At 42.6% G+C, this 25,415-nt stretch carries 27 protein-coding genes; 19 read left to right on the top strand and 8 right to left on the bottom strand.

The window, feature by feature from the left end; all coding sequences use genetic code 11:
* The first annotated feature begins 34 nt into the window (after positions 1-34).
* From BV11031_RS13605 to BV11031_RS13565, 9 genes are all read left to right on the top strand, one after another.
* Complete coding sequence (locus BV11031_RS13605; protein WP_082022490.1) at positions 35-700, top strand: HlyD family secretion protein; 666 nt, start codon at positions 35-37, stop codon at positions 698-700.
* Positions 701-740: 40 nt separating this feature from the next.
* Complete coding sequence (locus tag BV11031_RS13600; RefSeq protein ID WP_010327745.1) at positions 741-2,339, top strand: MFS transporter; 1,599 nt, start codon at positions 741-743, stop codon at positions 2,337-2,339.
* Between the two features lie 22 nt (positions 2,340-2,361).
* Positions 2,362-2,892 (top strand): NAD(P)H-dependent oxidoreductase, encoded by a 531-nt coding sequence (locus BV11031_RS13595; protein WP_010327746.1) that lies wholly within the window; start codon positions 2,362-2,364, stop codon positions 2,890-2,892.
* A gap of 12 nt (positions 2,893-2,904) precedes the next feature.
* Complete coding sequence (locus BV11031_RS13590; protein ID WP_010327747.1) at positions 2,905-3,279, top strand: hypothetical protein; 375 nt, start codon at positions 2,905-2,907, stop codon at positions 3,277-3,279.
* Positions 3,280-3,444: 165 nt separating this feature from the next.
* Positions 3,445-4,206, top strand: a complete 762-nt coding sequence (locus BV11031_RS13585; protein WP_010327748.1) for a hypothetical protein — start codon at positions 3,445-3,447, stop codon at positions 4,204-4,206.
* 2 nt (positions 4,207-4,208) lie between these two features.
* On the top strand, positions 4,209-4,574 hold the full coding sequence (locus BV11031_RS13580; RefSeq protein ID WP_010327749.1) for a GntR family transcriptional regulator: 366 nt from the start codon (positions 4,209-4,211) through the stop codon (positions 4,572-4,574).
* A 1-nt stretch (position 4,575) separates the two neighbouring features.
* On the top strand, positions 4,576-5,274 hold the full coding sequence (locus tag BV11031_RS13575; RefSeq protein WP_010327750.1) for an ABC transporter ATP-binding protein: 699 nt from the start codon (positions 4,576-4,578) through the stop codon (positions 5,272-5,274).
* 21 nt (positions 5,275-5,295) lie between these two features.
* A complete protein-coding gene (locus BV11031_RS13570; RefSeq protein ID WP_010327751.1) occupies positions 5,296-6,213 on the top strand; it encodes an ABC transporter ATP-binding protein in 918 nt (305 codons plus the stop codon).
* A complete protein-coding gene (locus tag BV11031_RS13565) occupies positions 6,206-7,147 on the top strand; it encodes an ABC transporter permease (protein ID WP_010327752.1) in 942 nt (313 codons plus the stop codon). The genes BV11031_RS13570 and BV11031_RS13565 overlap by 8 nt, the downstream gene beginning before the upstream one ends.
* Before the next feature lie 91 nt (positions 7,148-7,238).
* Here BV11031_RS13565 and cspB read toward each other — a convergent pair whose 3' ends face one another.
* Positions 7,239-7,442 (bottom strand): cold shock-like protein CspB, encoded by a 204-nt coding sequence (gene cspB / locus BV11031_RS13560; protein WP_003224086.1) that lies wholly within the window; start codon positions 7,440-7,442, stop codon positions 7,239-7,241.
* Between the two features lie 432 nt (positions 7,443-7,874).
* On the opposite strand from cspB, the gene BV11031_RS13550 reads away from it, so the two are divergent.
* Entirely contained in the window at positions 7,875-8,705 is an 831-nt protein-coding gene (locus BV11031_RS13550; RefSeq protein WP_010327753.1) for a MetQ/NlpA family ABC transporter substrate-binding protein, read from the top strand.
* 2 nt (positions 8,706-8,707) lie between these two features.
* Here the strand turns inward: BV11031_RS13550 and BV11031_RS13545 are convergent, their stop codons facing one another.
* Positions 8,708-9,787, bottom strand: coding sequence for a diguanylate cyclase DgcK (locus BV11031_RS13545; protein ID WP_010327754.1), 1,080 nt, complete (start codon positions 9,785-9,787; stop codon positions 8,708-8,710).
* 171 nt (positions 9,788-9,958) lie between these two features.
* On the opposite strand from BV11031_RS13545, the gene tcyP reads away from it, so the two are divergent.
* A complete protein-coding gene (gene tcyP, locus BV11031_RS13540) occupies positions 9,959-11,350 on the top strand; it encodes an L-cystine transporter TcyP (protein WP_010327755.1) in 1,392 nt (463 codons plus the stop codon).
* Between the two features lie 250 nt (positions 11,351-11,600).
* Here the strand turns inward: tcyP and BV11031_RS13535 are convergent, their stop codons facing one another.
* From BV11031_RS13535 to BV11031_RS13525, 3 genes are all read right to left on the bottom strand, one after another.
* The gene (locus BV11031_RS13535; RefSeq protein ID WP_010327756.1) at positions 11,601-12,170 is read right to left on the bottom strand and encodes a DUF2812 domain-containing protein; all 570 of its coding nucleotides are present in this window, start codon (positions 12,168-12,170) and stop codon (positions 11,601-11,603) included.
* Positions 12,145-12,474 carry a PadR family transcriptional regulator gene (locus BV11031_RS13530; protein ID WP_010327757.1) on the bottom strand — a complete coding sequence of 110 codons (330 nt, stop codon included), beginning with the start codon at positions 12,472-12,474 and terminating at the stop codon, positions 12,145-12,147. Before BV11031_RS13530 ends, BV11031_RS13535 begins: the two co-directional genes overlap by 26 nt.
* A 551-nt stretch (positions 12,475-13,025) precedes the next feature.
* Positions 13,026-13,466: a hypothetical protein gene (locus BV11031_RS13525; RefSeq protein WP_041952517.1), complete on the bottom strand. Its 441-nt coding sequence runs from the start codon at positions 13,464-13,466 to the stop codon at positions 13,026-13,028.
* Between the two features lie 149 nt (positions 13,467-13,615).
* Here BV11031_RS13525 and BV11031_RS13520 point away from each other — a divergent pair, with 149 nt between their 5' ends.
* Positions 13,616-14,197 (top strand): YhcN/YlaJ family sporulation lipoprotein, encoded by a 582-nt coding sequence (locus BV11031_RS13520; protein ID WP_010327759.1) that lies wholly within the window; start codon positions 13,616-13,618, stop codon positions 14,195-14,197.
* Between the two features lie 122 nt (positions 14,198-14,319).
* Entirely contained in the window at positions 14,320-15,288 is a 969-nt protein-coding gene (locus BV11031_RS13515) for a gluzincin family metallopeptidase (RefSeq protein WP_010327760.1), read from the top strand.
* Here BV11031_RS13515 and BV11031_RS13510 read toward each other — a convergent pair.
* The gene (locus BV11031_RS13510; protein ID WP_026014412.1) at positions 15,220-15,870 is read right to left on the bottom strand and encodes a spore coat protein; all 651 of its coding nucleotides are present in this window, start codon (positions 15,868-15,870) and stop codon (positions 15,220-15,222) included. The two genes, BV11031_RS13515 and BV11031_RS13510, sit on opposite strands and share 69 nt — an antisense overlap.
* 152 nt (positions 15,871-16,022) lie before the next feature.
* On the opposite strand from BV11031_RS13510, the gene yhcR reads away from it, so the two are divergent.
* Both yhcR and srtA read left to right on the top strand, forming a co-directional pair.
* Positions 16,023-19,601, top strand: a complete 3,579-nt coding sequence (gene yhcR / locus BV11031_RS13505) for a sortase-dependent nonspecific endonuclease YhcR (protein ID WP_010327762.1) — start codon at positions 16,023-16,025, stop codon at positions 19,599-19,601.
* Complete coding sequence (gene srtA, locus BV11031_RS13500; RefSeq protein ID WP_010327763.1) at positions 19,598-20,194, top strand: sortase SrtA; 597 nt, start codon at positions 19,598-19,600, stop codon at positions 20,192-20,194. Before yhcR ends, srtA begins: the two co-directional genes overlap by 4 nt.
* A gap of 29 nt (positions 20,195-20,223) precedes the next feature.
* Here srtA and BV11031_RS13495 read toward each other — a convergent pair whose 3' ends face one another.
* On the bottom strand, positions 20,224-21,132 hold the full coding sequence (locus tag BV11031_RS13495; RefSeq protein WP_010327764.1) for an RluA family pseudouridine synthase: 909 nt from the start codon (positions 21,130-21,132) through the stop codon (positions 20,224-20,226).
* A gap of 109 nt (positions 21,133-21,241) precedes the next feature.
* Here BV11031_RS13495 and BV11031_RS13490 point away from each other — a divergent pair, with 109 nt between their 5' ends.
* The 4 genes from BV11031_RS13490 (at position 21,242) to BV11031_RS13475 (ending at position 24,543) form a co-directional block, all read left to right on the top strand.
* A complete protein-coding gene (locus BV11031_RS13490; protein ID WP_010327765.1) occupies positions 21,242-21,640 on the top strand; it encodes a YhcU family protein in 399 nt (132 codons plus the stop codon).
* A gap of 136 nt (positions 21,641-21,776) precedes the next feature.
* Positions 21,777-22,199 carry a CBS domain-containing protein gene (locus BV11031_RS13485; protein WP_010327766.1) on the top strand — a complete coding sequence of 141 codons (423 nt, stop codon included), beginning with the start codon at positions 21,777-21,779 and terminating at the stop codon, positions 22,197-22,199.
* 125 nt (positions 22,200-22,324) lie between these two features.
* The gene (locus BV11031_RS13480; protein ID WP_010327767.1) at positions 22,325-22,987 is read left to right on the top strand and encodes an HAD family hydrolase; all 663 of its coding nucleotides are present in this window, start codon (positions 22,325-22,327) and stop codon (positions 22,985-22,987) included.
* Between the two features lie 14 nt (positions 22,988-23,001).
* Positions 23,002-24,543, top strand: coding sequence for a bifunctional GNAT family N-acetyltransferase/carbon-nitrogen hydrolase family protein (locus tag BV11031_RS13475; RefSeq protein ID WP_010327768.1), 1,542 nt, complete (start codon positions 23,002-23,004; stop codon positions 24,541-24,543).
* A 95-nt stretch (positions 24,544-24,638) separates the two neighbouring features.
* On the opposite strand, the gene BV11031_RS13470 is transcribed toward BV11031_RS13475, so the two are convergent.
* Complete coding sequence (locus tag BV11031_RS13470; protein ID WP_010327769.1) at positions 24,639-25,148, bottom strand: MepB family protein; 510 nt, start codon at positions 25,146-25,148, stop codon at positions 24,639-24,641.
* Between the last annotated feature and the right edge of the window lie 267 nt (positions 25,149-25,415).

Raw genomic sequence — 25,415 nt, 5'->3', positions numbered from 1 at the left:
AACTTCTCACATAATTTCACCAGCGTTCCGCAAAATGATAGAGGATGAAACGAAAGGAGAAAACAAAATGAACAGAGGACGTTTAATTCTGACCAACATTATCGGTTTGATTGTTGTTCTTGCAATTATAGGCGGAGGTGCTTATTACTATTATCAAAGCACAAACTTTATCAAAACAGACGAAGCGAAAGTAGCCGGCGATATGGCTGCCATTACAGCACCAGCAGCAGGCAAAGTATCTGACTGGGACCTTGAAGAAGGAAAAACAGTCAAAAAAGGCGACACAGTCGCAAAAATTAAAGGTGAACAATCTGTTGACGTAAAATCCATCATGGATGGAACAATTGTGAAAAACGAAGTGAAAAACGGACAAACAGTACAAGCTGGCACAACAATTGCCCAAACAATTGACATGGACCACCTCTACATCACTGCGAATATTAAAGAAACAGATATTGCTGATGTTGAAGTAGGTAATAGTGTAGACGTAGTCGTTGATGGAGATCCTAATACAACATTTGACGGGACTGTAGAAGAGATCGGTTATGCGACAAATTCAACTTTTGATATGCTTCCATCTACAAATTCAAGCGGTAACTATACAAAAGTCACACAAAAGGTTCCAGTGAAAATCTCAATCAAAAACCCATCTGATAAGGTGCTTCCTGGTATGAATGCATCTGTTAAGATTTCTGAGTAAAACAGATCAGTCATCAAACCATGAAAGGAGGTTGTCTTAGATGGCTACAGGCAAAGAAAATAAAGCAAAAAGCCCAAAGTCATTGCTGATTGTGCTAATGGCAGGGTTGTTTTTGGCAATACTCAACCAAACGCTGCTTAACGTCGCAATGCCGCACTTAATGACTGAATTTGGTGTAAGTGCAACGACGATTCAGTGGCTCACAACAGGTTACATGCTTGTTAACGGCGTTTTGATTCCGTTATCTGCCTTCTTGATTACAAGATTTGGCCAACGGAGTCTCTTTCTCGTCGCCATGTTTTGTTTTACACTCGGAACATTAGTCTGCGGTATCGCACCTAACTTTTCCACAATGCTGGTCGGCCGTTTGATTCAGGCCGTGGGCGGAGGTATCTTGCAGCCGCTCGTTATGACAACCATTCTGTTTATCTTCCCTCCTGAAAGCAGGGGGAAAGGAATGGGGATCTTCGGACTTGCGATGATGTTTGCTCCTGCGGTCGGCCCGACTCTTTCTGGGTGGATCATTGAGAATTATACATGGCGCATTATGTTTTACGGCCTTGTACCGATTGGTGCCATTATTATTATCGTGGCTTTCTTCATCTTTAAAAACATGGTGGAGCCGCAAAAAATCAAGCTCGATACGCTTGGAGCGATTCTTTCCATTGTCGGATTCGCCTCCTTGCTATACGGAGTCAGTGAAGCAGGTTCTGACGGCTGGACAGATCCGATCGTCCTGTCTACAGTTATTATTGGTGTCATAGCCATTGTTGCTTTTGTTGTTCAGCAATTGCGCCATGACGATCCGATGCTTGATTTCAGAGTGTTTAAATATGATATTTTCTCACTATCAAGTGTCATTAATATCATCATTACAGTAGCGCTGTACACTGGTATGTTCCTGCTGCCAATTTACCTGCAAAATCTTGTTGGCTTTACGGCGCTGCAATCCGGGCTGCTGCTGCTTCCGGGTGCGATTGTCATGCTGATCATGTCACCGATCTCAGGTATTTTGTTTGATAAATTCGGTCCGAGACCGCTCGCGATTATCGGACTTCTCGTGACAGTGGTTACAACATATCAATATACGCAATTAACGATTGATACACCGTATACACACATCATGCTGATTTACTCAATCCGTGCTTTCGGTATGTCACTCTTGATGATGCCAGTTATGACAGCGGGGATGAACCAGCTTCCTGCCCGCCTGAACAGCCACGGTACGGCGATGAGCAACACGCTTCGCCAAATCAGCGGTTCAATCGGTACAAGCTTAATCACGACGATTTATACAAACCGTACGACATTCCATTACTCACAAATTGCAGATAAAACAAGCACGGCGGACCCGAACTTCCTCCATGCGTTCCAAAATGCAGTTTCGAATATAATGGTGAATATGAATGTTTCCTACGAGACAGCGAAAACGTATGTCTACTCTCATATTTATAAACACGCGACACTCGATTCAAACGTCATGGGGATTAATGACGCTTTTATGTGGGCAACATTATTCTGCGTAGCAGGATTAATTTTAAGTATCTTCCTGCGTGACGTCAGAAAAGATAAATTGCGTAAAAAGAAAAAAGAGGAGCTTTCATTGCTTCCGGCTCCTAAAGAAGTGAAGGAATCTTAATCTGTACAAGGAGGTTTCCTGAATGAAAATTTATGTAGTGTATGACAGTGAAGGTGAACACACAAAGGCTCTTGCAGAAGCCATTGCTGAAGGCGCGAAAGAAAACGAGGCGGCTGAGGTGCTGATCGACCATGTCGATCAGGCTGATATCCGCAAGCTGAAAGATATGGATGCGATTATTTGGGGATGCCCTGGTCATTTCGGAACAATCAGCTCCGGTCTGAAAGCTTGGATCGACAGACTTGGCTACTTATGGGCTGAAGGCGAGCTGATCAACAAAGTCGGCGCTGTTTTCTGCACAACGGCAACAACACACGGCGGCTTGGAAATGACAATGCACAACTTGATGACACCGATGTTCCACCAAGGCATGATCGTTGTCGGCTTGCCTGGAAACGTGCCAGAAAACGCGCTGTACGGCTCTTATTACGGAGCAGGCGTCACTTGTCCGGTTGACAGTGATGAGTTAATGTCTGAGGAAGGTATTCAGCTTGGACGCGCCTTAGGAAGACGCGTCAGCCAAGTCACAGGAAACCTAACAGCAGGACAGTAAGGAGAGGTTAAAATGGCCATTATTCTAGCAATTATTGCTGCTGTCATAGTCATTGCGGCTCTTATTACATTTAACGTCCGCAACGCCTCCCCCGGACCCGAGAAGCAAGAAAAAGCCGAAAGAATCGCCCCTCCAGAAGAGGGAAATAGCGAAGCGCAATACCCTGCTGAAGCAAGGGCGGCCGAGCATACATCAGCCGTTGTGGAGAACGATTCTCCAAAAGAGAAACGAGACGCAATGGGTGATGATATTTACAGGCAGGCGCTGCAAAAGTTTAAGCATTCTGATGAAGATCAGGCAGAAGAAGAGGTCACTGAGACAAGTGACAAAATGCAGGACAGCAGCTATCGAAATGCGCTGCTCTCCATGAAAAACAAGAATAAGTGATAAAAAAGGCAAATCCGTTTATTCATGGCGGATTTGCCTTTTTTGCTGTTAGCATGTATGGATTATGATTTTTTATCAAATAAATCCATGGAATAAGTTGTATTTTGGTTTGAACTAGTGTACTATTTTACTCATACACCGAAGAGGTTTCCGGGAGGGAAAGACATGGGTTCTTTTATAGGCCTGCTAAAGAAAGATATAAAACTTTCGAGAATATGGCTGCTAGTATGGAGTTGCGGAATCATATTCTGTTTGGGGACAGGTCATATCATAGCTTCTCGCACGAAAGAACCGCTTGTCATTTTAGGTTTCTTTGCTGCAGTTGCTTTTTTTCTGCTTTTCTTATCCCCTGTTTTTGTGTATATGCACCTCCACAAAGAAGGGAAATCACAGCTATGGCTGTACAATCCAAATGGCGGTTTCCGGCTGCTTTCTTCCAAATTGGCTGCATCTTTGCTCTATCAATTTCTGATTCAATTGGCATTAACCGCTTATGGCATATGGATTTATCATATGCTCTCTGTGAAAAACCTGCTGGTGCATCAAGCTGATTTATCAAGTACACCGATTTTGCTGAATATATATGGTCTTATTTCCTCGTTATATATGTCAGTGACAGTGATTGTGTTTTGGAGTGTTTTTCACTCGCTTAGGAATTGGCGCGGATTGCGTTGGGCTGCGATGGGACTGCTGGCCGGGGTGTGGTACTTCTTCGATGAATACATCATAAGCCCTCTAGTGGTATCTCAAAAGCATTTCTGGCCTGTAACCGTTTATTGTGATTTTGATTTCCAATTACGCGACGTTTGGAGTGTGGAATTAAAACCGATACATCTATCCGTGCTTGGGTTTCCTATTGCCATCGTTATCACAATCCTGCTGCTTATCGCGGCTTCTAAACTGCTTGATCGTAAAATTGAGGTGTGAATATGGACAATCATTTCCAGTCTTCAAAACCGATTTATTTGCAGATTGCTGACCAGATTTTTTATCGGCTGGTCAGGAAGGAGCTGCTTCCAGGAGACAAGCTTCCTTCTGTAAGAGAAATGGCGATTCAAACCAAGGTAAATCCCAATACAATTCAAAGAACATACAGTGAGATGGAAAGGCTGGGTATTGTGGAGACAAGAAGAGGTCAAGGGACGTTTATTGCGGAGAAAGCAGACATCGTAGATGAGCTGAAAGACAGGCTGACACGAGAAGTGCTGGAAGGCTTTGTGAAGCAAATGACAGAGCTGGGGCTAACGAAAGAAGATATGGTGGAAAGGATTAAAACATTCACTGAGGGAGATTGAGATGGAAATCACTTTAGAACATGTATCAAAAAAATACGGCCGCCACACCGCTGTTCAAGATGTATCGATCTCTTTATCATCCGGACGGATTTATGGTTTGATTGGTCCAAACGGCAGCGGAAAGTCAACGACCTTAAAAATGATGGCTGGCCTTCTCTTTCCGACTTCAGGATTCGTGAAAGCGGATGAAGAGCCGATTACGAGAGATATGGTGCGTCAAACGGCATATCTTACAGAGCTTGATATGTTTTATCCGCACTTTACTGTAAAGGATATGGTTAATTTTTATCAGTCACAATTTCCTGATTTTCAAACAGAACAAGCGTATAAGCTGTTGAGTGAGATGCAGCTGGATCCGGAAAAAAAGATCAAAAAGTTATCAAAAGGAAATCGGGGAAGGCTGAAAATCGTCCTTGCTTTAGCAAGAAGGGCATCCGTCATCTTGCTTGATGAACCCTTTTCCGGGCTTGATCCGATGGTCAGGGACTCTATCGTAAACAGTCTGGTTTCGTACATTGATTTTGAGCAGCAGATTGTCGTCATCGCCACACATGAGATTGATGAAATAGAAACCTTGCTTGACGAAGTCATCGTGCTTGCTAATGGAGAGAAAGTTGCGCAGCGTGATGTGGAGGAGATTCGTGAGCAGGAAGGCATGTCTGTTTTGCAGTGGTTTAAATCAAAAATGGAAGTTTACTAGAAAAGAATGAGGAGGAACATGATGAAGACAGTGTTGGAGTTAAAAAATGTAACAAAAAACATCAGAGGCCGAACGATTATTGATCATCTGAGTTTTTCGATTCGTGAAGGCGAAGTATTCGGTTTTTTGGGGCCGAACGGAGCAGGGAAAACGACGACCATCCGGATGATGGTGGGATTAATGAAACTATCAAAAGGTGATGTGCTTATTTGCGGCCAATCCATTACGAAAGAGTACGCCAAGGCGATTAAGCATATTGGGGCGATCGTAGAAAACCCAGAGCTGTATAAATTCTTAAGTGGATATAAAAATCTCCAGCAATACGCAAGGATGGTCAAGGGCGTTACGAAGGAAAAAATTGATGAAGTCATTGAACTAGTCGGTTTAACGGACAGAATCCATGACAAGGTGAAAACATATTCACTTGGGATGAGACAGCGTCTTGGCTTGGCGCAATGTCTTCTTCATGATCCGAAAGTGCTCATTTTGGATGAACCGACAAACGGCCTTGATCCGGCTGGAATCAGGGAAATCAGAGATCATTTAAAAAAACTGACGCGAGAAAGAGGAATGGCTGTCATCGTTTCAAGCCACCTGCTTTCAGAAATGGAATTGATGTGTGACCGAATTGCGATTTTGCAAAAAGGGAAGCTTATCGATATTCAAAATGTAAAAGATGATCTCACTGATGAAAAAGATACATATTTCTTCAACGTTGAGCAGCCGAATGAAGCCGCTTCTGTTCTAAAGGAGTATGAGTTGGTTGGCAAGACAAACGGTATAGAAGTCAAATTGTCTAAAGACGAAGTTCCTGCGGCCATTGAATTGCTGGTGATGCAGCAAATCCGGATTTATGAAGTAAAAGTAAAGGCTAAATCATTAGAGGACCGTTTCTTAGAAGTAACAGGTGAAGCAAAAGAGGAGGTTCAACATGCTTAATTTGATTTATAATGAATGGGTCAAAATTTTCAGCCGTGCCGGAACATGGGTGATGATCGGGATTCTGGCTTTAACAATGATTGGCTGGGCGTTTTTAACAAACCACTTTACATCCGATGAAGCAAATCCGAAATGGAAACAAACGCTTCAAGCGGAAAATGCCGCATTGAAGAAAGAAATCAAAGAAGATCCTTCACTGAAAGATGGCTATGAAGAAACAATTACAGTCAACAACTATCGTATTGAACATAACATCCCTGATGACGCAGGGTATACTGTTTGGTCTTATGTAACGGATTCAGCGGGTTTTACGATCCTCACCGGTCTATTCACCATTATTATCGCAGCCGGAATTGTCGCGAACGAATTTAATTGGGGAACGATTAAGCTGTTAATGATCCGGCCGCTCAGCCGTTTTCAAATCTTACTCTCTAAATATATTACAGTTCTCCTGTTTGGGTTTTTATTGCTGTTTATTTTATTTATGGGGTCTGCTTTATTAGGGCTGATCTTCTTCGGGACAGGCGGGGACACTGCTGCGAATGTTCATTTAATCTACAGAGACGGCCATGTCATTGAGCAAAACATGATGGGATATTTGGCGAAAACGTATCTCTCAGAATCCGTTGCAGCTTTAATGATCGCAACGATGGCGTTTATGCTGTCGGCTGTCTTTAGAAACAGCTCTCTAGCAGTAGGCTTTTCCATCTTTTTGTTGGTAACGGGTACGACAGCCACTGCATTTATTGCGTTGAAATTTGACTGGGCGAAGTATATTTTATTTGCCAATGTTAGTTTAATGCAATATGTAGAGGGCTCACCGTTGGTAGAAGGGATGACAATGACTTTCTCCATTGTGATACTGGCAGTTTACTTTGTTGTCTTTTTACTGCTTGCTTTTGGAATCTTCATGAAACGGGATATTGCGAACTAATGAAAAAAGCTGTTTTGCATAAGCAAAACAGCTTTTTTATCGAAATAAAAACTGCAGGCTTGCACCTGCAGTTTTTCATATCAATTTATGCTTACGCTTCTTTAGTAACGTTAGCAGCTTGTGGTCCGCGGTTTCCTTCAACGATTTCAAAAGAAACAGCTTGGCCTTCTTCTAAAGTTTTGAAGCCTTCGCCTTGAATAGCAGAGAAATGAACGAATACATCGTCTTGACCTTCTACTTCGATGAATCCGAAACCTTTTTCAGAGTTGAACCATTTTACTTTACCTTCTAACATGAAATTTCCTCCTAAAGCGATCATAACGCTTAAATTCACTATTCTTGCTCTTAACAAACTTTCAAGACGAAAACTCTTACAAAACTTTCTTCTTAAAGATAGTTCGAACAAAAATAATTACCTTTACTCTACCAGTAATCTTCAGAAAAAACAACTGCAAAATGAAACTTTTTCGGAAAATAACATATTTATTTTTCGATTTGATATTTATTCACGGAGATTCATCTGCTTTTTCGATACGTGATCATATGTTTGTATTGGGTATGCTCTCTTTACGGGAAGAGAATATAATAGGAATTGACAACCCTACTGGATATGCGTAAGGTAAAAGTTATCAATATGACAAATGACAATGTTTATCAACTAAAGAGAGCGATTTTTATGTCTGATATTGATTGCATGCTCTAATACATAGATAGGGGTATGGTCACAATGAAAAAGTGGCTTATATGCAGTTTTGTTTTTATTCTGCTCGTTTCATTCACTGCATGCTCACCGTCGGCAGAACATGAATCGATAAAAATCGGTATTGCTGAGTCTGACGAGGCAATATGGAATTATATTGCCGAGAAGGCAGAAGAGGCGGGACTGGATATTGAACTGATCTTTTTTTCTGATTATGCGGAGTCTGATATCGCGCTTGCCAACAAAGAAATTGATGCCAATGCCTTGCAAACCATTTCATATTTTCGGTCGTTCACTGAAAAATACAAACATAAGCTGGCGCCGCTTGGCACAACATACATAACGCCTATGGGCATTTATTCAAAACGATTTGGCTCAATTCAAGATATACCGCGCGGAGCTGTGGTGTCTGTTCCGGATAAAGCGTTCGATTTTGGCAGGGCGCTTACGGTGCTTCAGGGGGCGGGATTGCTAACGCTGAAAAACGGATTTAACGGAACAGGTTCAGCCGATATGATCAAAAACAATCCGAGACACCTGAAATTGAAGGCAGTCCGGCATCAGGATGCTGTGAGAAGCGCCGACGTGTTTGTCATGAAACCTTCTGAAGCCAAAAAAGCGGGGCTGCAGACGGGAAAACATGCCATAAAGAGCGGCGGGTTCATGTCTGAGGAAGAGATGAATTTGATTGTCGTCAGAACTGAGGATCAGGATCGGGAAGCACTGCAAACCATTCTCGAGCTCTATCAAGCTGATGATACAGCGGTATTGATAGAAAAAGAATATCAGGGGGACCTTGTCCCGGCTTTTCTGCCTTTGAAACGTCTTTCAGATTGGAAGAATGAATTCGTACATTGAATTCATTCTTTTTTTTCTGAGAAACATACTTTGTTCCGCCCTGTTTCTTTCGCTTTGTAAAGCATTTGATCGGCAAGAATCGGCAGAGATTCAGGACGCTTCGTATTATTGGGGTAATGAGCGGTTCCCAGTGATATCGTAACTGACAGTTCTTCGCCATTTGTTAATGCAATCGGTGTATCACTGACATTGCGCCTGATCCGTTTCGCGATTCTGACTGCTTTATCAAGCGTACAGTTTGGCAGGAGCACGGCGAATTCTTCGCCGCCAATCCGTGCGGCAGGATCAGTGTTTCGGATGCTCAGCTTCAGACGAGACCCCAGCTCTTTCAGCACCTGATCTCCTTCGTGATGTCCGTACTGGTCATTGATGGTTTTAAAGTGGTCGATATCTATATAAATCAGCGCAAATTGAAAATGCGGGGTATTGGCCGCCTGTTCATACAGGGATTGTGTGATGTCTTCAAATTTTCTTCGGTTATATATGCCCGTCAAAAAGTCAAAGTGCGCTTGAAATTTATATTGCTTAAAAAGCAGATGTGCATTTGTTTCATGCTCAATAATGTATAAACTGAGCATGCCGCCCGCTAATGAGGTGACCCAAAAATATAAGTGAAGTTCATATGAATGCAGATCTATAAGAAAATAAAAGAAAAAGGAGATCATACTGTTTGTGATCATTAAAAGATAGAAAGCATGTTTTAATTGAACTTTTTTTCTTCTAGAAACAATGAGTGGCGGGATGGCAGCGATACAAATGATAATCATCGAAAATATCGCAGAAGTATTCATCGTAATCAGCATACGGCCTGCGGCAATCACAACCAAAGCCGTTGCCGTTGAAACCCAGCTTCCATAAAGAGCGGCAATCATAATAGGGATATGTCGAAGATCAATGATTGAATGCTGGTATTCCAATCCGAAAAACATCAGAATAACCCCGAGCAAACCGCAGGCCAGTCCTTTAACAGCTTGGAAGAATATGCTGTCTTTTTTATGCACTAACCTTTCTTTAAACAGGTGGGTGAAGAGATAATTAAATGTGATTAAAATGGTCAAGTTTACAAACAGCTCTTTCAGCAAATGTCATCACCTTTATATAAGGTACTAAAGATGGAAGGGAAAGAAAAGAACAAAAAAGGGTTATATAAGGTTTTTTTTCCTTGGGGCATAAGCTAAAACAATTCGTACTTGACCTATCGGAATTAGTGTAATATAGTAAAAAAGAAAATTTGAAGGGAGAGTTTACCTGCTTTGGAGACTTTACTAGTCGTATTACATGTATTTATTTTATTGTTACTTATCTTAGGGCTTTTTGCTATGCAGAAAAAACATGTTTCCTTCTCTAAACGTGTATTTACTGCGTTGGGGCTGGGGATTGTATTCGGATTTGCGCTTCAGCTGATTTACGGCCCGACTTCAAATATAGTCATTCAAACAGCCGACTGGTTTAATATTGCCGGGGGCGGATATGTCAAATTGCTTCAAATGGTTGTTATGCCTCTCGTCTTTATTTCAATTCTCGGTGCATTTACAAAGCTGAAACTGACAAAAAATCTTGGGAAAATCAGTGGTTTAATTATCGGGATTTTAGTGGCAACAACAGCTGTAGCAGCAGCTGTCGGTATTGCGTCCGCGCTTTCTTTTGATTTGCAGGCGATCCAGGTTGACCAAGGAGATACCGAGCTTTCGCGGGGACAGGAGCTTGAGCAGAAATCAGAGGATATGGCAGCAAAAACGCTGCCGCAGCAGATTGTGGAACTGCTGCCGGGAAACCCGTTTTTAGATTTTACAGGAGCTAGACCGACTTCAACAATCGCTGTCGTTATTTTTGCGGCTTTTCTTGGAATGGCATTCCTCGGCGTAAAACGTAAACAGCCGGAACAGGCGGAAACGTTTAAAAAGCTGGTTGATGCCGTTTATGCCATTGTCATGCGTGTCGTCACCCTTATTTTGCGCCTGACGCCTTATGGAGTGCTGGCAATTATGACCAAAACGATCGCAACGAGTGATATAGACAGCATTTTGAAATTAGGTATGTTTGTGGTTGCTTCGTATGCCGCGTTAATCGCTATGTTTATCATACATTTGCTGTTGCTGACGTTCAGCGGCTTGAACCCGATTGTTTATTTGAAAAAAGCGCTGCCTGTACTTGTATTTGCATTTACATCACGCTCAAGCGCGGGTGCTTTGCCTTTGAATATTAAAACACAGAGAAGCATGGGCGTCTCGGAAGGAATCGCCAACTTTGCCGGTTCGTTTGGCCTTTCGATCGGGCAAAATGGATGCGCAGGCATTTATCCTGCGATGCTGGCAATGATGATTGCCCCGACGATCGGCCAGAATCCGTTCGATCCGGTGTTTCTCATCACAGTTATCGCAGTCGTGGCCATCAGCTCCTTCGGTGTTGCCGGAGTTGGCGGCGGAGCGACATTCGCAGCGCTTCTTGTTTTATCATCATTAAATATGCCCGTGGCGCTCGCTGGTTTATTAATCTCAATCGAACCTTTAATCGACATGGGGCGTACTGCTCTGAATGTCAGCGGAAGCATGACATCAGGCCTTATTACCAGTAAGATCACAAAGGAAATTGATACAGATGTATTCAATGATCAATCCAGAGTGATTGAAGCTGAAGAAGCGTAACAGCGTGTAACCCGCTTCGTTTTGATGTTCATTTCAATAAAAGAACCCATGAACCCTGTCATGTAAAGGTTTCATGGGTTCTTTTTTCATGCTTTTATTCCACTGTCCAGAAGTAACTAGGTTTTAGAAGGATTTCGTCTAGATCATGATCAAGACATTCTTGAAGAGGCTTTCGGCGATATGTTGTGATTTCTGAATTTCAGCCACGAATGAAAGAAGCGCGCCTGACTGTGGTAAATGCATGTTCTCATTATTGTTCTTTTAACATTGAATGCTTTCGATACGCTTTGTAGTAACTGCTGGCAAAGAAAGCAAACATAAGGGCGGGAAGCAACCTCAAAAGAGCAAATGGAGTTTCAAATAAAAATGCTTTCCAAAACCATGCACCTTTCATACTCCAAAGACCTTCAGTTAAATATAAACCTGAATCCTTGTAAATCATGTAAGAAAAAAACAAACACAGTAAACCTAAACCAGAAGAATAATTCATCAATCTTTTATAATAATGACACTTTGATTGGCGATCCGAGAAGATTTCATTTTGACCATCATCCTCTTTTTGCCAATATCGTATTCCGCTAAGCCAGGATCCATTTATATACATCCAACCGAAGTCTTCATATATCCCTTTGTATTCGACCAACTTTTTCTTAGGCAAATAATCCTGATAATCCAGTCGCATCACATATCTCTTGTCAGTTTTTTTGAAAGAATATATCCCTAATCCGCTAATATTGGTACAACGATAACCCTTTTGTAATTGCTCGTTCAGCCATTGCTCCTCTTTTTCAATATCAAAAAACATCTTCATTTTCTTCATTTGATTCACTTCCTTCGTACAGGGATAAAATATGCAATAACCTGTTTTGTTCCATTTTCAAAATGGTGCTTCCTTCCGCAGTTATCATATAAACTTTTCTCCGGCCTGACTCTCCAACAGGTTCAATCCAACCATGCTTATTCAAGTTTTCAATCGCACCGTATAGTGTACCGGCTGCTAACATAACAGTACCGTTACTTATCTTTTCTATTTTCTGCATGACGGCATAGCCATGGAGTGGTTCACGCAGAGCTAATAAAATATAATGCATCGTTTCAGACAACGGTAATAATTTATGTTTCATACCCTCACCCTCTCTTCAGTTCAACTATATAGTTTAACTTAATAAAAACATAATACAGTTCAACTGAATAGTCAACAATATTTTCAAAAGTAAAAGCTTGATAAAAAGGGGGAAATCAACCTGAAAAGCCGCTTTCCTTATGTAAGAGAAAGCGACTTTTTGTATGAATTATTTAATGGACATATGTATATTTTGATTCAATGAAAATGAATGAACGTTTAGAATGCGATTGAAGTAGCGCAGTTTTTCATCAGAAACAGGACTTCCTACGTAAAGTGAATATAAATAATGAAACCCAGGCGGGTTATACTAGCGGTAACAGTGTTATCTAGTGTTCTTGCTTCAACTTTTTAATGTCGGGAGTAACATGAATCGATAAAGAGTGCTTTGGATTCAGTGGCAGCATAAATAAAAAAATCCTTCAAACGTTTATTTCACGCAAGAAGGATTTTTTTTAATGCTACCCATTGTACTCTAAAACAGGCAGGAAAATAAAAAGCAAAATTAACGATTTGAACCATTATGCAATCTATCTTGAATGACACGTTTTTTTAACGGCCGGGTTCTAAATCCTCGAGTATTCCCATCATGGTGTTATCATCCATAACGTTCATTGCGCTTTGGTCGAAATGAACGGGCTCGGCGTAGTGAGGCTGTCTTTTTTCCGCAGCTGTCTCAGTTTGCCTAGTTTGTGACTGTGTGTGCTGATGCTGTGTTTTCTGCTGTTCGGCATGCTGATGCTGCCGGCCATTTTGCCGCTGGCTTTGTTGTTGCGAACGTTCCTGTTGATTGCCGCCGCCCAATACTTGTTTGACCATGTTTCCTACATTAGCAGCATCAAACATCTTATTATCAGAATTCCGTCTGTTCATTTGTCCTGTGATAAACCCGCTGAATCTTTTGCGGATCTGAGGTGATAAAGCAGCAATAAGCATAGTTGAGCCTATCACCAATGCTGCGGGACTGATTCCTTTTCGCTGATTGAACAACATAATCCCTCCTTCTTGGTGTATTCATATGTTCCCCTTCATTAGACAAATTAACCGTTTTATTTCCCGGGAAAGCATTTCCTTCAGATTTACATGCATAATTAAAGCTGTTTAGAAAAACCTATAGGTAAAGTGATAAAGGAGGAATTCACATGCTTGGAAAAAAACAAGCCCTTGCGTCCTTGCTTCTTATCCCTTTGCTTATGACTGGCTGCGGTATGGCCAATCAGGGTGAGGGCAGACGTGATCAAGCAAATCCAGAAAACGTTAACTACCGCAATCCAGTGAACGATAATGGCAGAGGAAACATTAACGATGTCAATAACAATCGTGACAATGTCGATAATAATGTAACCGATAATGTTAACGATAACGGCAATAACAATGGTAATGATAATCGGCAATTAGAAGTTGCTGATGATGCTGCTGATAAAATTTCTGATATGAAAGAAGTAGAGCGAGCAAATGTCATCGTTGCAGGAAATCAAGCGTATGTTGCAGTTGTATTGAAAAATGGAAGAAAAGAAGAAGTTGGACAGGATCTGAAAAAGAAAATTTCCGAAAAAGTAAAAGACACTGATAAAAACATGGATAATGTCTATGTTTCAGCCAATCCTGACTTTGTAGACCGAATGCAGGGATATGGCGAGCGGATACAAAATGGCGATCCAGTTGCAGGGTTTTTCGATGAATTCAGTGAAACTGTACAGCGTATATTCCCGCAACCTGAATAAGGATGAACAAAGCAGCCGCACAATTTGTGCGGCTTTTTTGGCGTGAATGGCACACCGCAAACTCTTGCTGCATAGAGTGAAAATAAAAGGTACAAGACGGACCGGCTCAGGGAGGGAGACGTTTGCGGGATGGCATAGGAAAGCGTGCGGCATCCGCTCTATTCCTGTGCGGAGTCCTTGTTATGCTGGCTGTAAGCTCGGCCATCGTATCAAGCACGTTGTATATACTGTCTTTGCCAGGGCAGGCATCTGGTATAACGAAAGAACAAGTGACGAAGCACATGAAAAAAGAGTCATTCAAACAGGCCGATATTTATTATACTTCCAAAGAAAAGTCCTTATTGCCGTTGACGAAAGAAACGCTTGAATATGCGGTCAGTATTAATCAGATTATGATTGGATATTCGAATCAAAAGCCTATTGATATTATTTTTTTTCCTAATGAAAAACTGATGGAGGATTACTCCGGTTTATTGGATGTCGTCGGTTTTTATTCTGAGCGTGAGCAGCTGATCGGATTGTTGCCTGAAGAGGAAAAGAAGCTTTTAGAAGGTGACGAGGTAGCGGTTTATTTGTATCAAAGATTGTTGATCCATGAATATACGCATCATGCGTTTCATCAGAAATTGAAGGAGCTTGAGGCAAATCCTGAAGCGTTTCCGTTATGGTTTCATGAAGGGTTAAGCGAATGGATTGCGAACTATGAATTGCTCATAGACCCGGTCACGTTTTCTGTGGTGCCCTTTGACCGTTTGCAGACAGACCAAGACTGGCAGGAAGCCCGAGTCGAGTATGACACTGATGTCTATTTGCAAAGCTTTTATATGGTCAATGAGCTGACGGACAAATACGGGAAAGACATTATTTCTGAAATGATAAAGGAAACGGCAAAAAAAGGGGATTTTACAAAAGGGTTTAAATCGGCAACAAATGAAAGTCTTGATCAATTTGAAAAAGATTTCAAGAAAAGATTTGATGAAAACAGTGAGGCATTGGATAGATCCTATCCAATGCCTTTGTTATTAATGAAGTCCTTGTTGGCCCATGCCGCCTTGAGTTGGAGGCATTTGTCCTTGTGCAGGCGCAAATGAGTTTTTCATTTGTTCCATGTCTTGCGCATCTAGCTGAGGAACTTGGTAATAGCCGTGTTTGTTTTGGTATAGGAAAATTTCGAAAGCCATTTCAACATACTGTTGAATCTGAGCGGACAATACGCGTCTTACGGCTGGATTCGTCATTTCCAGAGAAGCCATTGTCAGCATAGAAGCCTGTGCTTTAACAGTGCAAAGCATTTGTCGGCTGATAATGCTGTCATCAATATCATTCATGGATTGAACAGGTTTTTTAGGCTTTGACGGCTGCATGCCGTAAACAGTCTGATTGTCTTCCTTCATCATATAAGTTGCTGTTTTTTGTGAAGGCTCGTTTCCTGTTTTAAAGCATTCTGCAGTTAAGTTATATTGAGACGCAATGAATTGATGTTGACGATCAAGGATGTTTACTAATTCCTGATCCTTACAAAATTGTTTCAGCATCGTAAACTGGTCAAGGACATTAAGTGTTCCTGAAAGCACCTCATGCATATCAAACATTTCATGTCCGCCGTGATTTTTATGAGGTTTGCCAGGGATACCTTTGTTCATTTGGGGTTGCTGCTGATTTAACTGATCCAAACCGAATTCCTCCTTTTTTTTCAGATCGACTATATTTTGTGACAGTCTGCCTCGTTTTATGCAGAAGCCTGAAAGGAATTATATGGAGTCTGTCGAAATGATAAGCAGACAAAGTCATTGTCATAATGGTGTATATTAAGGGAGGAAAAATGATGAGGCGTATTCTGCATATGATGTTGATCACTGCATTGATGTTCTTAAATGTGATGTATACGTGCGAAGCTGTAAAAGCAGCTGAGCCACAACAGCCGATACCGGTTGATAAGGCGATACAGCAAAAAGATGGACAGGCGCTTGTTGAAGGATATGCTGTCGGTCAGGCTGTCTCAGCGCAGCGGTATAAACTGACAAGCCCTTTTTCTAATGATTATCATGTTGCGCTGGCAGATAGTAAAAACGAGACATCGCCGGATCACATCCTTCCTGTGCAAATCCCATCCGCCTCTAGAAGCCAATTTGGGCTGCAAACCAACCCGCTTCTTCTTGGAAAAAAGATAACTGTTCAAGGACAGCTTGACGGCTATTTTAACACGACAGGACTTAAAAACGTTCAGTCAATGGTGTTAACTGATGGCATGAAAACTCCGCCGCCTGAACAGCCAGTGACAATAAATGAAGCGCGGGGACGGCTGAATGAATCAGTGACGATAAAAGGGATTGTCACAGCTGATCAAAGCGCGGTCGGAGGCGGGAAGCTGTCGACCTTTATGCAGGATGGAACCGGAGGCATTAACATATATTCGCCTTCACCTGAACTGTTTCCTGAATTAAAAGAAGGCATGGAAATCACAGTTGAAGGAAAAATCACGACGTACCAAGGGCTGATAGAAATTGTTCCAAAATCATCAGGCATCAAAATCAACCAGACAAAACAACCCCTCCCGGCTCCGAAACAATCAACAATCAATGAACTGGTTAACAGCAATGTGGGTGACCAGTTGGAAGGCAGGCTTGTGACACTAAAAGCGTTTGTTTCCTCAATTCCACATTCTCCTGCCGGCGGCGGCTTTAATGTAACGATGATTGATGGAGATCACCATGCTATGACACTTCGAGTAATGAATGAAACAGGGGTCATAGACGAACTTGATGAGGGCAAATGGTATGAATTTACCGGTGTGTTAAGCAGATACCAAACCCTTCAGCTTCTTCCGCGAAAAACGTCTGACTTGAAGCTGCTTGAAGAACAGCCCGCTCCTCCATCTGCGGAGGGTGAATATGAAGGTATTGTTGACAGGGTTGTTGATGGTGATACCATTCATCTCAAATCTCCCGTACTTGGAACGACAAAAATCCGGTTTGTACATGTAGATACACCTGAAACGTATCACACACCCAAAAATGAAGCAGACGAAAATCAATTAAGGTTTGGCAAAAAAGCATCTGATTATCTAAAAACAATATTGTCTCCAGGAGAGAGGATTACTGTCAAGGTCGGGAGAGAAGCGAAGGACAGCTATGGCAGACTTCTTGGGCAGGTCATAACGGAATCGGGTTCAAATGTGAACCTAGAGCTTGTGAAAAATGGCTATGCTCCGACGTATTTTATTTGGCCGGTTGACAATGAAGAGGATTATCAGCAGTTTCAGGCTGCTGCAGCTGCTGCGAAACAAGAGCAAAAAGGAATTTGGAATGAAGACGATCCCCTTTTGGAAATGCCGTTTGAATTTAGAGCCAGAGAGCAAGGAAAAGGCCTGACAAGATATGTGGGGGATTCGTCAAATAAAACGTATGTGGAGCCGGCTGACTGGAAACAGGTAGCTGTGGAAAATAGAATTTTCTTCGCCTCTGCAAGTGAAGCGGAAAACGCAGGATATAAAAAAAGGCAAACGGCACCGCAAGAACGTGTACCGCTTAGAATACTCAGTATGAACGATCTGCATGGCAAGATTGATCAGCAATATGAGCTAGATCTTGATGGAAACGGAACTGCAGACGGCGTCTTTGGGCGTATGGACTATGCCGCCGCATATTTGAAAGAAAAAAAGGCTGAAAAGAAAAACACGCTGATTGTTCATGCTGGTGATATGATCGGAGGCAGCTCACCAGTTTCATCTCTTCTTGAAGATGAACCAACTGTGGAACTGATGGAGGATATCGGTTTTGATGTCGGAACGGTCGGCAATCACGAGTTCGATGAAGGTACGGATGAACTGCTGAGGATCTTAAACGGAGGAGATCACCCGAATGGCACGAGCGGATATGATGGGCAGAACTTTCCCCTTGTGTGCGCCAATTGTAAGATGAAATCTACTGGTGAGCCCTTTTTGCCGGCATATGACATCATAGAGGTTGAGGGCATACCGGTTGCTTTTATCGGGGTTGTCACGCAGTCGGCAGCGGGTATGGTCATGCCTGACGGAATAAAAAACATCGAGTTTACAGATGAGGTCACAGCGGTGAATGAGGCGGCTGAAGAGCTGAAGAAAAAAGGCGTGAAGGCCATGGCTGTTCTCGCGCATATGTCAGCCGATCAAAATGGCACCGCAATTACCGGTGAATCTGCTGACCTTGCAAAAAAAACAGATTCCGAAATTGACGTGATTTTTGCAGCGCATAATCATAAGGTTGTTAACGGTGAAGTGAATGGAAAACTGATTGTTCAGGCGTTTGAGTATGGAAAAGCGATAGGAGTTGTAGATCTAGAGATCGATAAAACGACAAAAGACATCGTGAAAAAGTCGGCGGACATCGTATATGTCGATCAAAGTAAAATAGACCCGGATCCAAGCGCTTCAGCCATTTTAAAGAAATATCAAACACTCGTTGAGCCGATTATCAGCGAGGTTGTCGGTGAAGCGGCTGTTGATATGGAAGGCGGATATTCGAATGATGGGGACACGCCTCTAGGAAATCTGATTGCGGATGGCATGAGAGCGGCCATGAAAACGGATTTTGCCCTTATGAATGGCGGCGGAATACGCGAAGCGCTGAAGAAAGGACCCATAACATGGGGAGATCTGTACAATATCCAGCCGTTTGGAAATGTGTTAACAAAGCTTGAGATTAAAGGAAAAGATTTAAGAGAGATTATCAATGCGCAAATCTCGCCGGTTTTTGGGCCTGACTACAGCATCAGCGGGTTTACGTATACATGGGATAAAAAAACCGGAAAAGCTGTCGAGATAAAAATGGCAGATGGCACCGAGATTCAGCCCGATGCCACATATACACTGACTGTTAACAATTTTATGGCGACGGCGACAGGTACCAAATATCAGCCAATCGGATTGGTTGGGAAACATCCTGTGACAGGGCCTGAGGATTTGGACGCGACAGTTGAGTACGTAAAAAGCTTTGATGAACCTATCTCGTATACAAAAGAGGGAAGAATTAAGCTTGCTGAAGCCAGTGGCATTGAAGACCCTGTAACAGAAGCTCCAGTTACAGAAAAGCCGGGGGATGGACCAGGGACGGATCAGCCGGTAAATGAAATCCCAGAACCTGGGGAGGATCAGACTGATATCAAAGAGACTCCGGGTACTGTGCCAGTTCATCAGTTTCCGCCTTCTGCCATTTCGAGAATCGGAGAAATACCGAAAAAACCCGCTGTTACTGATGGCAATATCAGTACATTGCCAGTACAAAACGGGATTGCCGAAAGCGGGTCTGATCATCAGCTTCCGGATACATCTGCGGGCTACTATAACTTTATCGTGATCGGGGCGGCGATGACACTGTCCGGAACGTATCTTTATGTCAGAAGAAAAAGGAGCGTCTCCAGAACGTGAAAAAAGTAATTCCACTCGTCATCATTGCGGCCGGTCTGATGATCGCAGGCTATGGAGGCCTTAAACTGATCGATACGAATATGAAGACCGAACAGACATTAAAAGAAGCAAAACTCGCGGCTGATAAGCCGCAAGAAGCTTCAAGCGCGAAAAAAAGCGCGAATCAAGCAGAGAATCAAGCATCATTTAAGCCTGAGACCGGACATGCGAGCGGCATTTTAGAAATACCAAAAATCAATGCGGAGCTCCCGATCGTGGAGGGCACCGATCCAGATGATTTAGAAAAAGGGGTCGGGCACTATAAGGAAAGCTATTATCCTGATGAGAACGGACAAATTGTACTGTCGGGACATCGGGATACCGTGTTTCGCCGAACGGGAGAGCTTGAAAAGGGAGATAGGCTTCGCATTCTCCTTTCATATGGAGATTTTACGTATGAAATCATCAAAACAAAAATTGTCGATAAGGATGATACATCCATTATTACGCTCCAGCATGAAAAGGAAGAGCTCATTCTGACGACCTGCTACCCATTTTCATATGTGGGCAATGCCCCGAAGCGCTATATTATTTATGGAAAACGGGTTGTTTAAAAGCCGCGGGCGATGCCTGCGGCTTTTCTTCATGAAAAATATGAGTGGCAAAGGTTTTCTATATCAGCTGGGAAAGGCGCTTCTGCAACAATCAGTTCGCTGGTTATTGGGTGAATCGCTTGTACCTTTCTGGCATGCAAAGCCTGTCTGTTTAATAGCATGCTTCCGCCCCCGTAAAGCGTATCTCCTGCCAGCGGATGGCCAATGCTCGCCATATGAACACGAATTTGGTGTGTCCTGCCTGTTTCAAGCTCTAATTCAACGAGCGACAATTGCTCTTTCGAATTGCGGGCAATGACCTTAAAATGGGTGACGGCCGCTTGCCCGCCCGGTGAAACCCTGCGTCTAGTCGGATGTGATCGGTCTCTGCCGATCGGTGAATCAATTGTTCCTTTTTTCATCTTTAGCTTTCCGTGAGCGATGGCGGTATACGTGCGTTTCAGCGTCTTTTTTTCTAACTGTTGATCCAGGATGGCGTGTGCTAAACGATGCTTGGCAAACACGATGGCGCCCGATGTATCCTGATCAAGGCGGTGGACATGCCGCACCTTGCATGTTTCGCCATTCACCTGATAATGATACGCGATGACATTAGCCAGTGTGCCGGTTTGGCCCTCCTCATTTGGATGTGTCGCTATGCCCGCAGGTTTATTGACGATGAGCATGTGATTGTCCTCGAATAAAATATCAAGCTCTCCATACTCAGGTATAACGGAGGACTCTTCACTTTCCTGAAGATCAATGAACACGCGGTCTCCTTTTTTTACGATCACATTGTTGATGACGGAATCGTGATTGACTTTTATTCGATGATGGGTCACCCAGTCTTGAATCACGGGTTTAGAGGCGTTAAGCTCTTGTTTCAGGACAGCAAACAGCAATTGGCCATCGTGTTTGTCATTGATGAGGAGCTCAAGCCCTCTGTTTTTTTGTTTCATATTAATAACTCCTTTTCAAAGCGGAAGGCCGCTGTTTCTCATAGGAAACACTTACCTTAGCTTTCGGGTTTTTTTCTGTGCTATTCTTGAGTAAGAGTTAGGATATTCGATGGCAAGAAAGGTGATTGACGTGAGAATTGTGAACGCAGCAACTGCAGAACAGGAGAGCTTTATCAAGGAGCTGTCAATGAAACTTTTTCATGATGTATTTCCTCTTTATTTCTCCGAACTGGACATTCAGCGCTTTAAAAAGAAAGGCGTTCTGTCTTTAAATAATAACCATGATTACCAAGGAACATTAAAAGAAGCATTTCAAATTATGGCTTGTCTGCAAATGATACATATTATTCTGACAAAGCCTTCCCCGCATACTGATGTAAACAATCAGGCGATTTTTGAGAAAAACAGCAAAATGCTGAATGATTTTGGAATTTATTTTCCGTTTGCTTTTTCTGACTTTGAATTGAAGGCAAATCAAGCCTTTTCCGGTTACAGAAGGTTGGTATAATCCGCCGGCAGGAGCTTTTCGTTTTCAGAAAAGCTCCTTTTGGCATCAAAGAAATCATATCATAAAACCTTTCCTCTAACTCCCTTTTTAATCAGCACGTGTCTGAACATACTAATGGTTGAAAGGGGTGCTGACTATGAGTTCAGTTCAAAATACAATGACAACGCAGGTGGCGACCGTTTCTCCGAATCAAACGATTCAGGAAGCGGCTTCTCTCATGAACCAATATAATGTCGGGGCGATTCCCGTTGTAGAGCAAGGTGCTTTAAAAGGAATGCTGACTGACCGCGACATTGCATTAAGAACCACAGCAGAGGGCCGAGATGGCCAGACACCCGTTTCAGAAGTGATGTCAACAGACCTCATATCAGGAAATCCTAATATGAGCTTGCAAGACGCGTCGCAGCTGATGGCCCAGCACCAAATCCGCCGCCTTCCTATTGTAGATCAAAACAATCTAGTCGGGATCGTTGCGCTTGGAGACCTGGCAGTCAATCAGATGTCGAACGAATCTGCGGGAGCAGCGTTGACAAACATTTCTCATCAAAACATTCATTAATCAGAAAGAGCTTGCGGTGTGCAGGCTCTTTCTTCACATAAACCTTACTTTTTGAATGCAGGCATGTTTCGGGGTATAGTGAGTGTATACATATGTCTCAATTTGGGCTAAAGGAGTTGTACGCAGTGATTAAAGCGTTAATTTTTGATTTTGACGGACTGATTCTTGATACTGAAACACACGAATATGAAGTCCTTCAGGAAATATTTGAGGAACATGGCTCAGTCCTGCCGCTATCCGTTTGGGGAAAGGTCATCGGAACAGCCGCGGGATTTCAGCCTTTTGAATATTTAGAAGAGCAGATCGGCCAAAAGCTGAACCATGAAGAGCTGACAACTTTGAGAAGAGAGCGGTTTACGAAACGCATGGAAACAGAAAAAGCGAGACCTGGTGTCGAAGCGTATTTGAATGCGGCAAAGGATTTAGGCTTAAAAGTAGGGCTTGCCTCCAGTTCTGATTATAAGTGGGTGTCGGGCCATTTGAAGCAAATCGGCCTGTTTGATGAATTTGAGGTCATTCAAACGGCGGATGATGTGGAAGAGGTGAAGCCGAATCCAGAGCTGTATATATTGGCGGCTAAAAATCTTGGGGTATCGCCATCTGAATGTCTCGCGTTTGAGGATTCTGTTAATGGTTCGATTGCTGCGAAAAGGGCGGGGATGAAGTGTGTCATCGTCCCGAATAAAGTGACGGGCACCTTATTGTTTGAAGACTATGATCACCGGCTTGAATCAATGGCGGAAATGGAGCTCGCCCTATTGCTTGACCACCTGAACGCACAACACTAGAAAGGAGCGAGAAGATGTCTGAGAAATTAGATTTGACCCGTTTTGAAAAGAAAATGATTATTCGCAATATCGAAGAGAAAGATCTCGACAAGATTATTGATCTTCAAAAGGACTGTTTTCCGGGGATGGAGCCTTGGAAGCGGGAGCATTTAATCAGCCATTTGGAGCATTTTCCCGACGGGCAGTTTTGTGCAGAATTCGAAGGCGAAATTATCGGTTCGTGCTCAAGCCTCCTGATTAATTTTGATGAATACGATGACCGCCATACGTGGCAGGACATTACAGATGACGGTTATATCACCAATCATAATCCGGATGGCTTGAATATGTACGGCATTGAGGTCATGGTGCATCCGAAATACAGACGGATGAAGATCGGCCACCGTTTGTATGAGGCGAGAAAGGATTTGGCCAGACGTTTAAATCTGAAAAGCATCATTATAGGCGGACGGATTCCAAACTTTCACAAATATGCGGATGAAATGACGGCGAGAGAGTATGTGGAACAGGTGACACGCCACCAAATTTACGATCCGGTCCTTTCTTTTCAGCTGATGAACGGCTTTACCCTTATGCGGATTAACCCGAATTATCTCCCGGATGATACGGCTTCGATCAAGTATGCGACGCTGATGGAATGGAATAATGTCGATTACCTTCCGCAGCAGACAAAACGCTATTATAAATCGGCTTTCCCTGTAAGAATTTGTGTCATCCAATACGAAATGAAGAAAATTTATTCCTTTGAGGAATTTGCCAATCAAGTAGAATACTATGTCGATGTCGCTTCCGACGCGCGCTCAGATTTCGCGGTGTTCCCGGAGATTTTCACAACCCAGCTGATGTCTTTCCTCGAGGAACGGTCACCGAGCTTGGCGGTTCAGAGAATTACCGAGTATACAGAAGATTACATCAGCCTGTTTACTGATTTGGCCGTAAAGTACAACGTCAACATAATCGGCGGGTCTCATTTTGTCGAAGAGGAAGACAAGATCTATAATATCGCTTACTTGTTCAGACGGGATGGGACGATCGAAAAGCAATATAAACTCCATATTACGCCGAATGAGCGCAAATGGTGGGGAATCAGCGCCGGAGACCAGGTGCGCGTGTTTGATACGGACTGCGGAAAAATCGCGATTCAAATCTGTTATGACATCGAATTTCCTGAGCTTGCCCGGATTGCGGCGGATAAAGGCGCAAAAATCATTTTTACGCCGTTTTGCACAGAAGACCGCCAAGGCTACTTGCGTGTTAGATACTGTTCGCAGGCAAGAGCGGTTGAAAATCAAATTTATACGGTCATCTCCGGGACGGTTGGAAACCTTCCGCAAACGGAAAACATGGATATCCAATACGCTCAGTCAGGCATTTTCGCACCATCTGATTTTGAATTCGCCAGAGACGGCATTGTCGGCGAAACAAATCCAAATATCGAGATGGTCGTCATCGGTGATGTTGATCTGGAAATTCTCAGAAGGCAGCGCCAAAACGGTACAGTACGCCAGCTAAAAGACAGACGCCGTGATATTTATCATATTCAATATAAAAAATAATTCTGAAACCCGCCTGAATTGGCGGGTTTTTTATCATAAGCGGAATTGAAAAATTTGTTACATTTTGAGGTTCCCAGCTACTCGGTTATCCGATTTTAATTAGAATATAGCTTTAATAATTCTCGCACTGAAAAACGGTTTGTATTGTTCACCTCGACAAAATACGCTAACTGCCATTTTTGTGTTTCGATAGCTTGTTTGCTAGTGGGGGTTTCCCATCTAGGGTAAACTCTAATTCCCATTTTTCCTTTTGTAGTGGCTGTTTTTAAGATATTTTGTTTGACAAGAACTTCTTTTGGAAAAACGAATTGTCCAAACTTGTTATGATTGGTAAACGTATTGATAACCAATAAATCAGTAGCTTTTTCATATGAAAAGGCTTGGTTTTTATCATTCCCATCTTTTTCCCAAAAAGCAACAAACTGCCCGATCTTGTTAGGTGTTATTTTTGCGACTCTAAATCTTATCGATTTTGAGTGAAGCTGAAATATACCCGCTCCGTAATCTGAATTTTGAGCTTCTTCTCGAATTGCATTTATAGTGAAGTGATTTGGTTCATAAAACAATTTATTTACATATGTTAATGCCTTATAAAATTCATTCACTGCTTTGTACTCCTTATTTTTAATACTTCTTCTTCCAAAGCCTTCTTGAATAGAATAGGCTAGTGATAAAATATCGTCAAAGATGTTCTCGTTTTATCATGTTTCTTATCGTTATTCTGCTCCGTTAGTTAAAGAAGAGCTAAATATGTAGTTTCACACCTTTAAAACGGTTGATCCAATGTGTTAGACGTGTGGGCAGTCCAGTAACATTTGAATAGGTATAAAACTTTCACAATGTCTTTCCAAAATACGATAATGTTCTATTCC

This window comes from Bacillus vallismortis (genome assembly GCF_004116955.1).
GTDB lineage: Bacteria > Bacillota > Bacilli > Bacillales > Bacillaceae > Bacillus > Bacillus vallismortis.
Note: the sequence above shows the minus strand (reverse complement) of the source record. Positions and strands in the feature narration are given on the sequence as shown.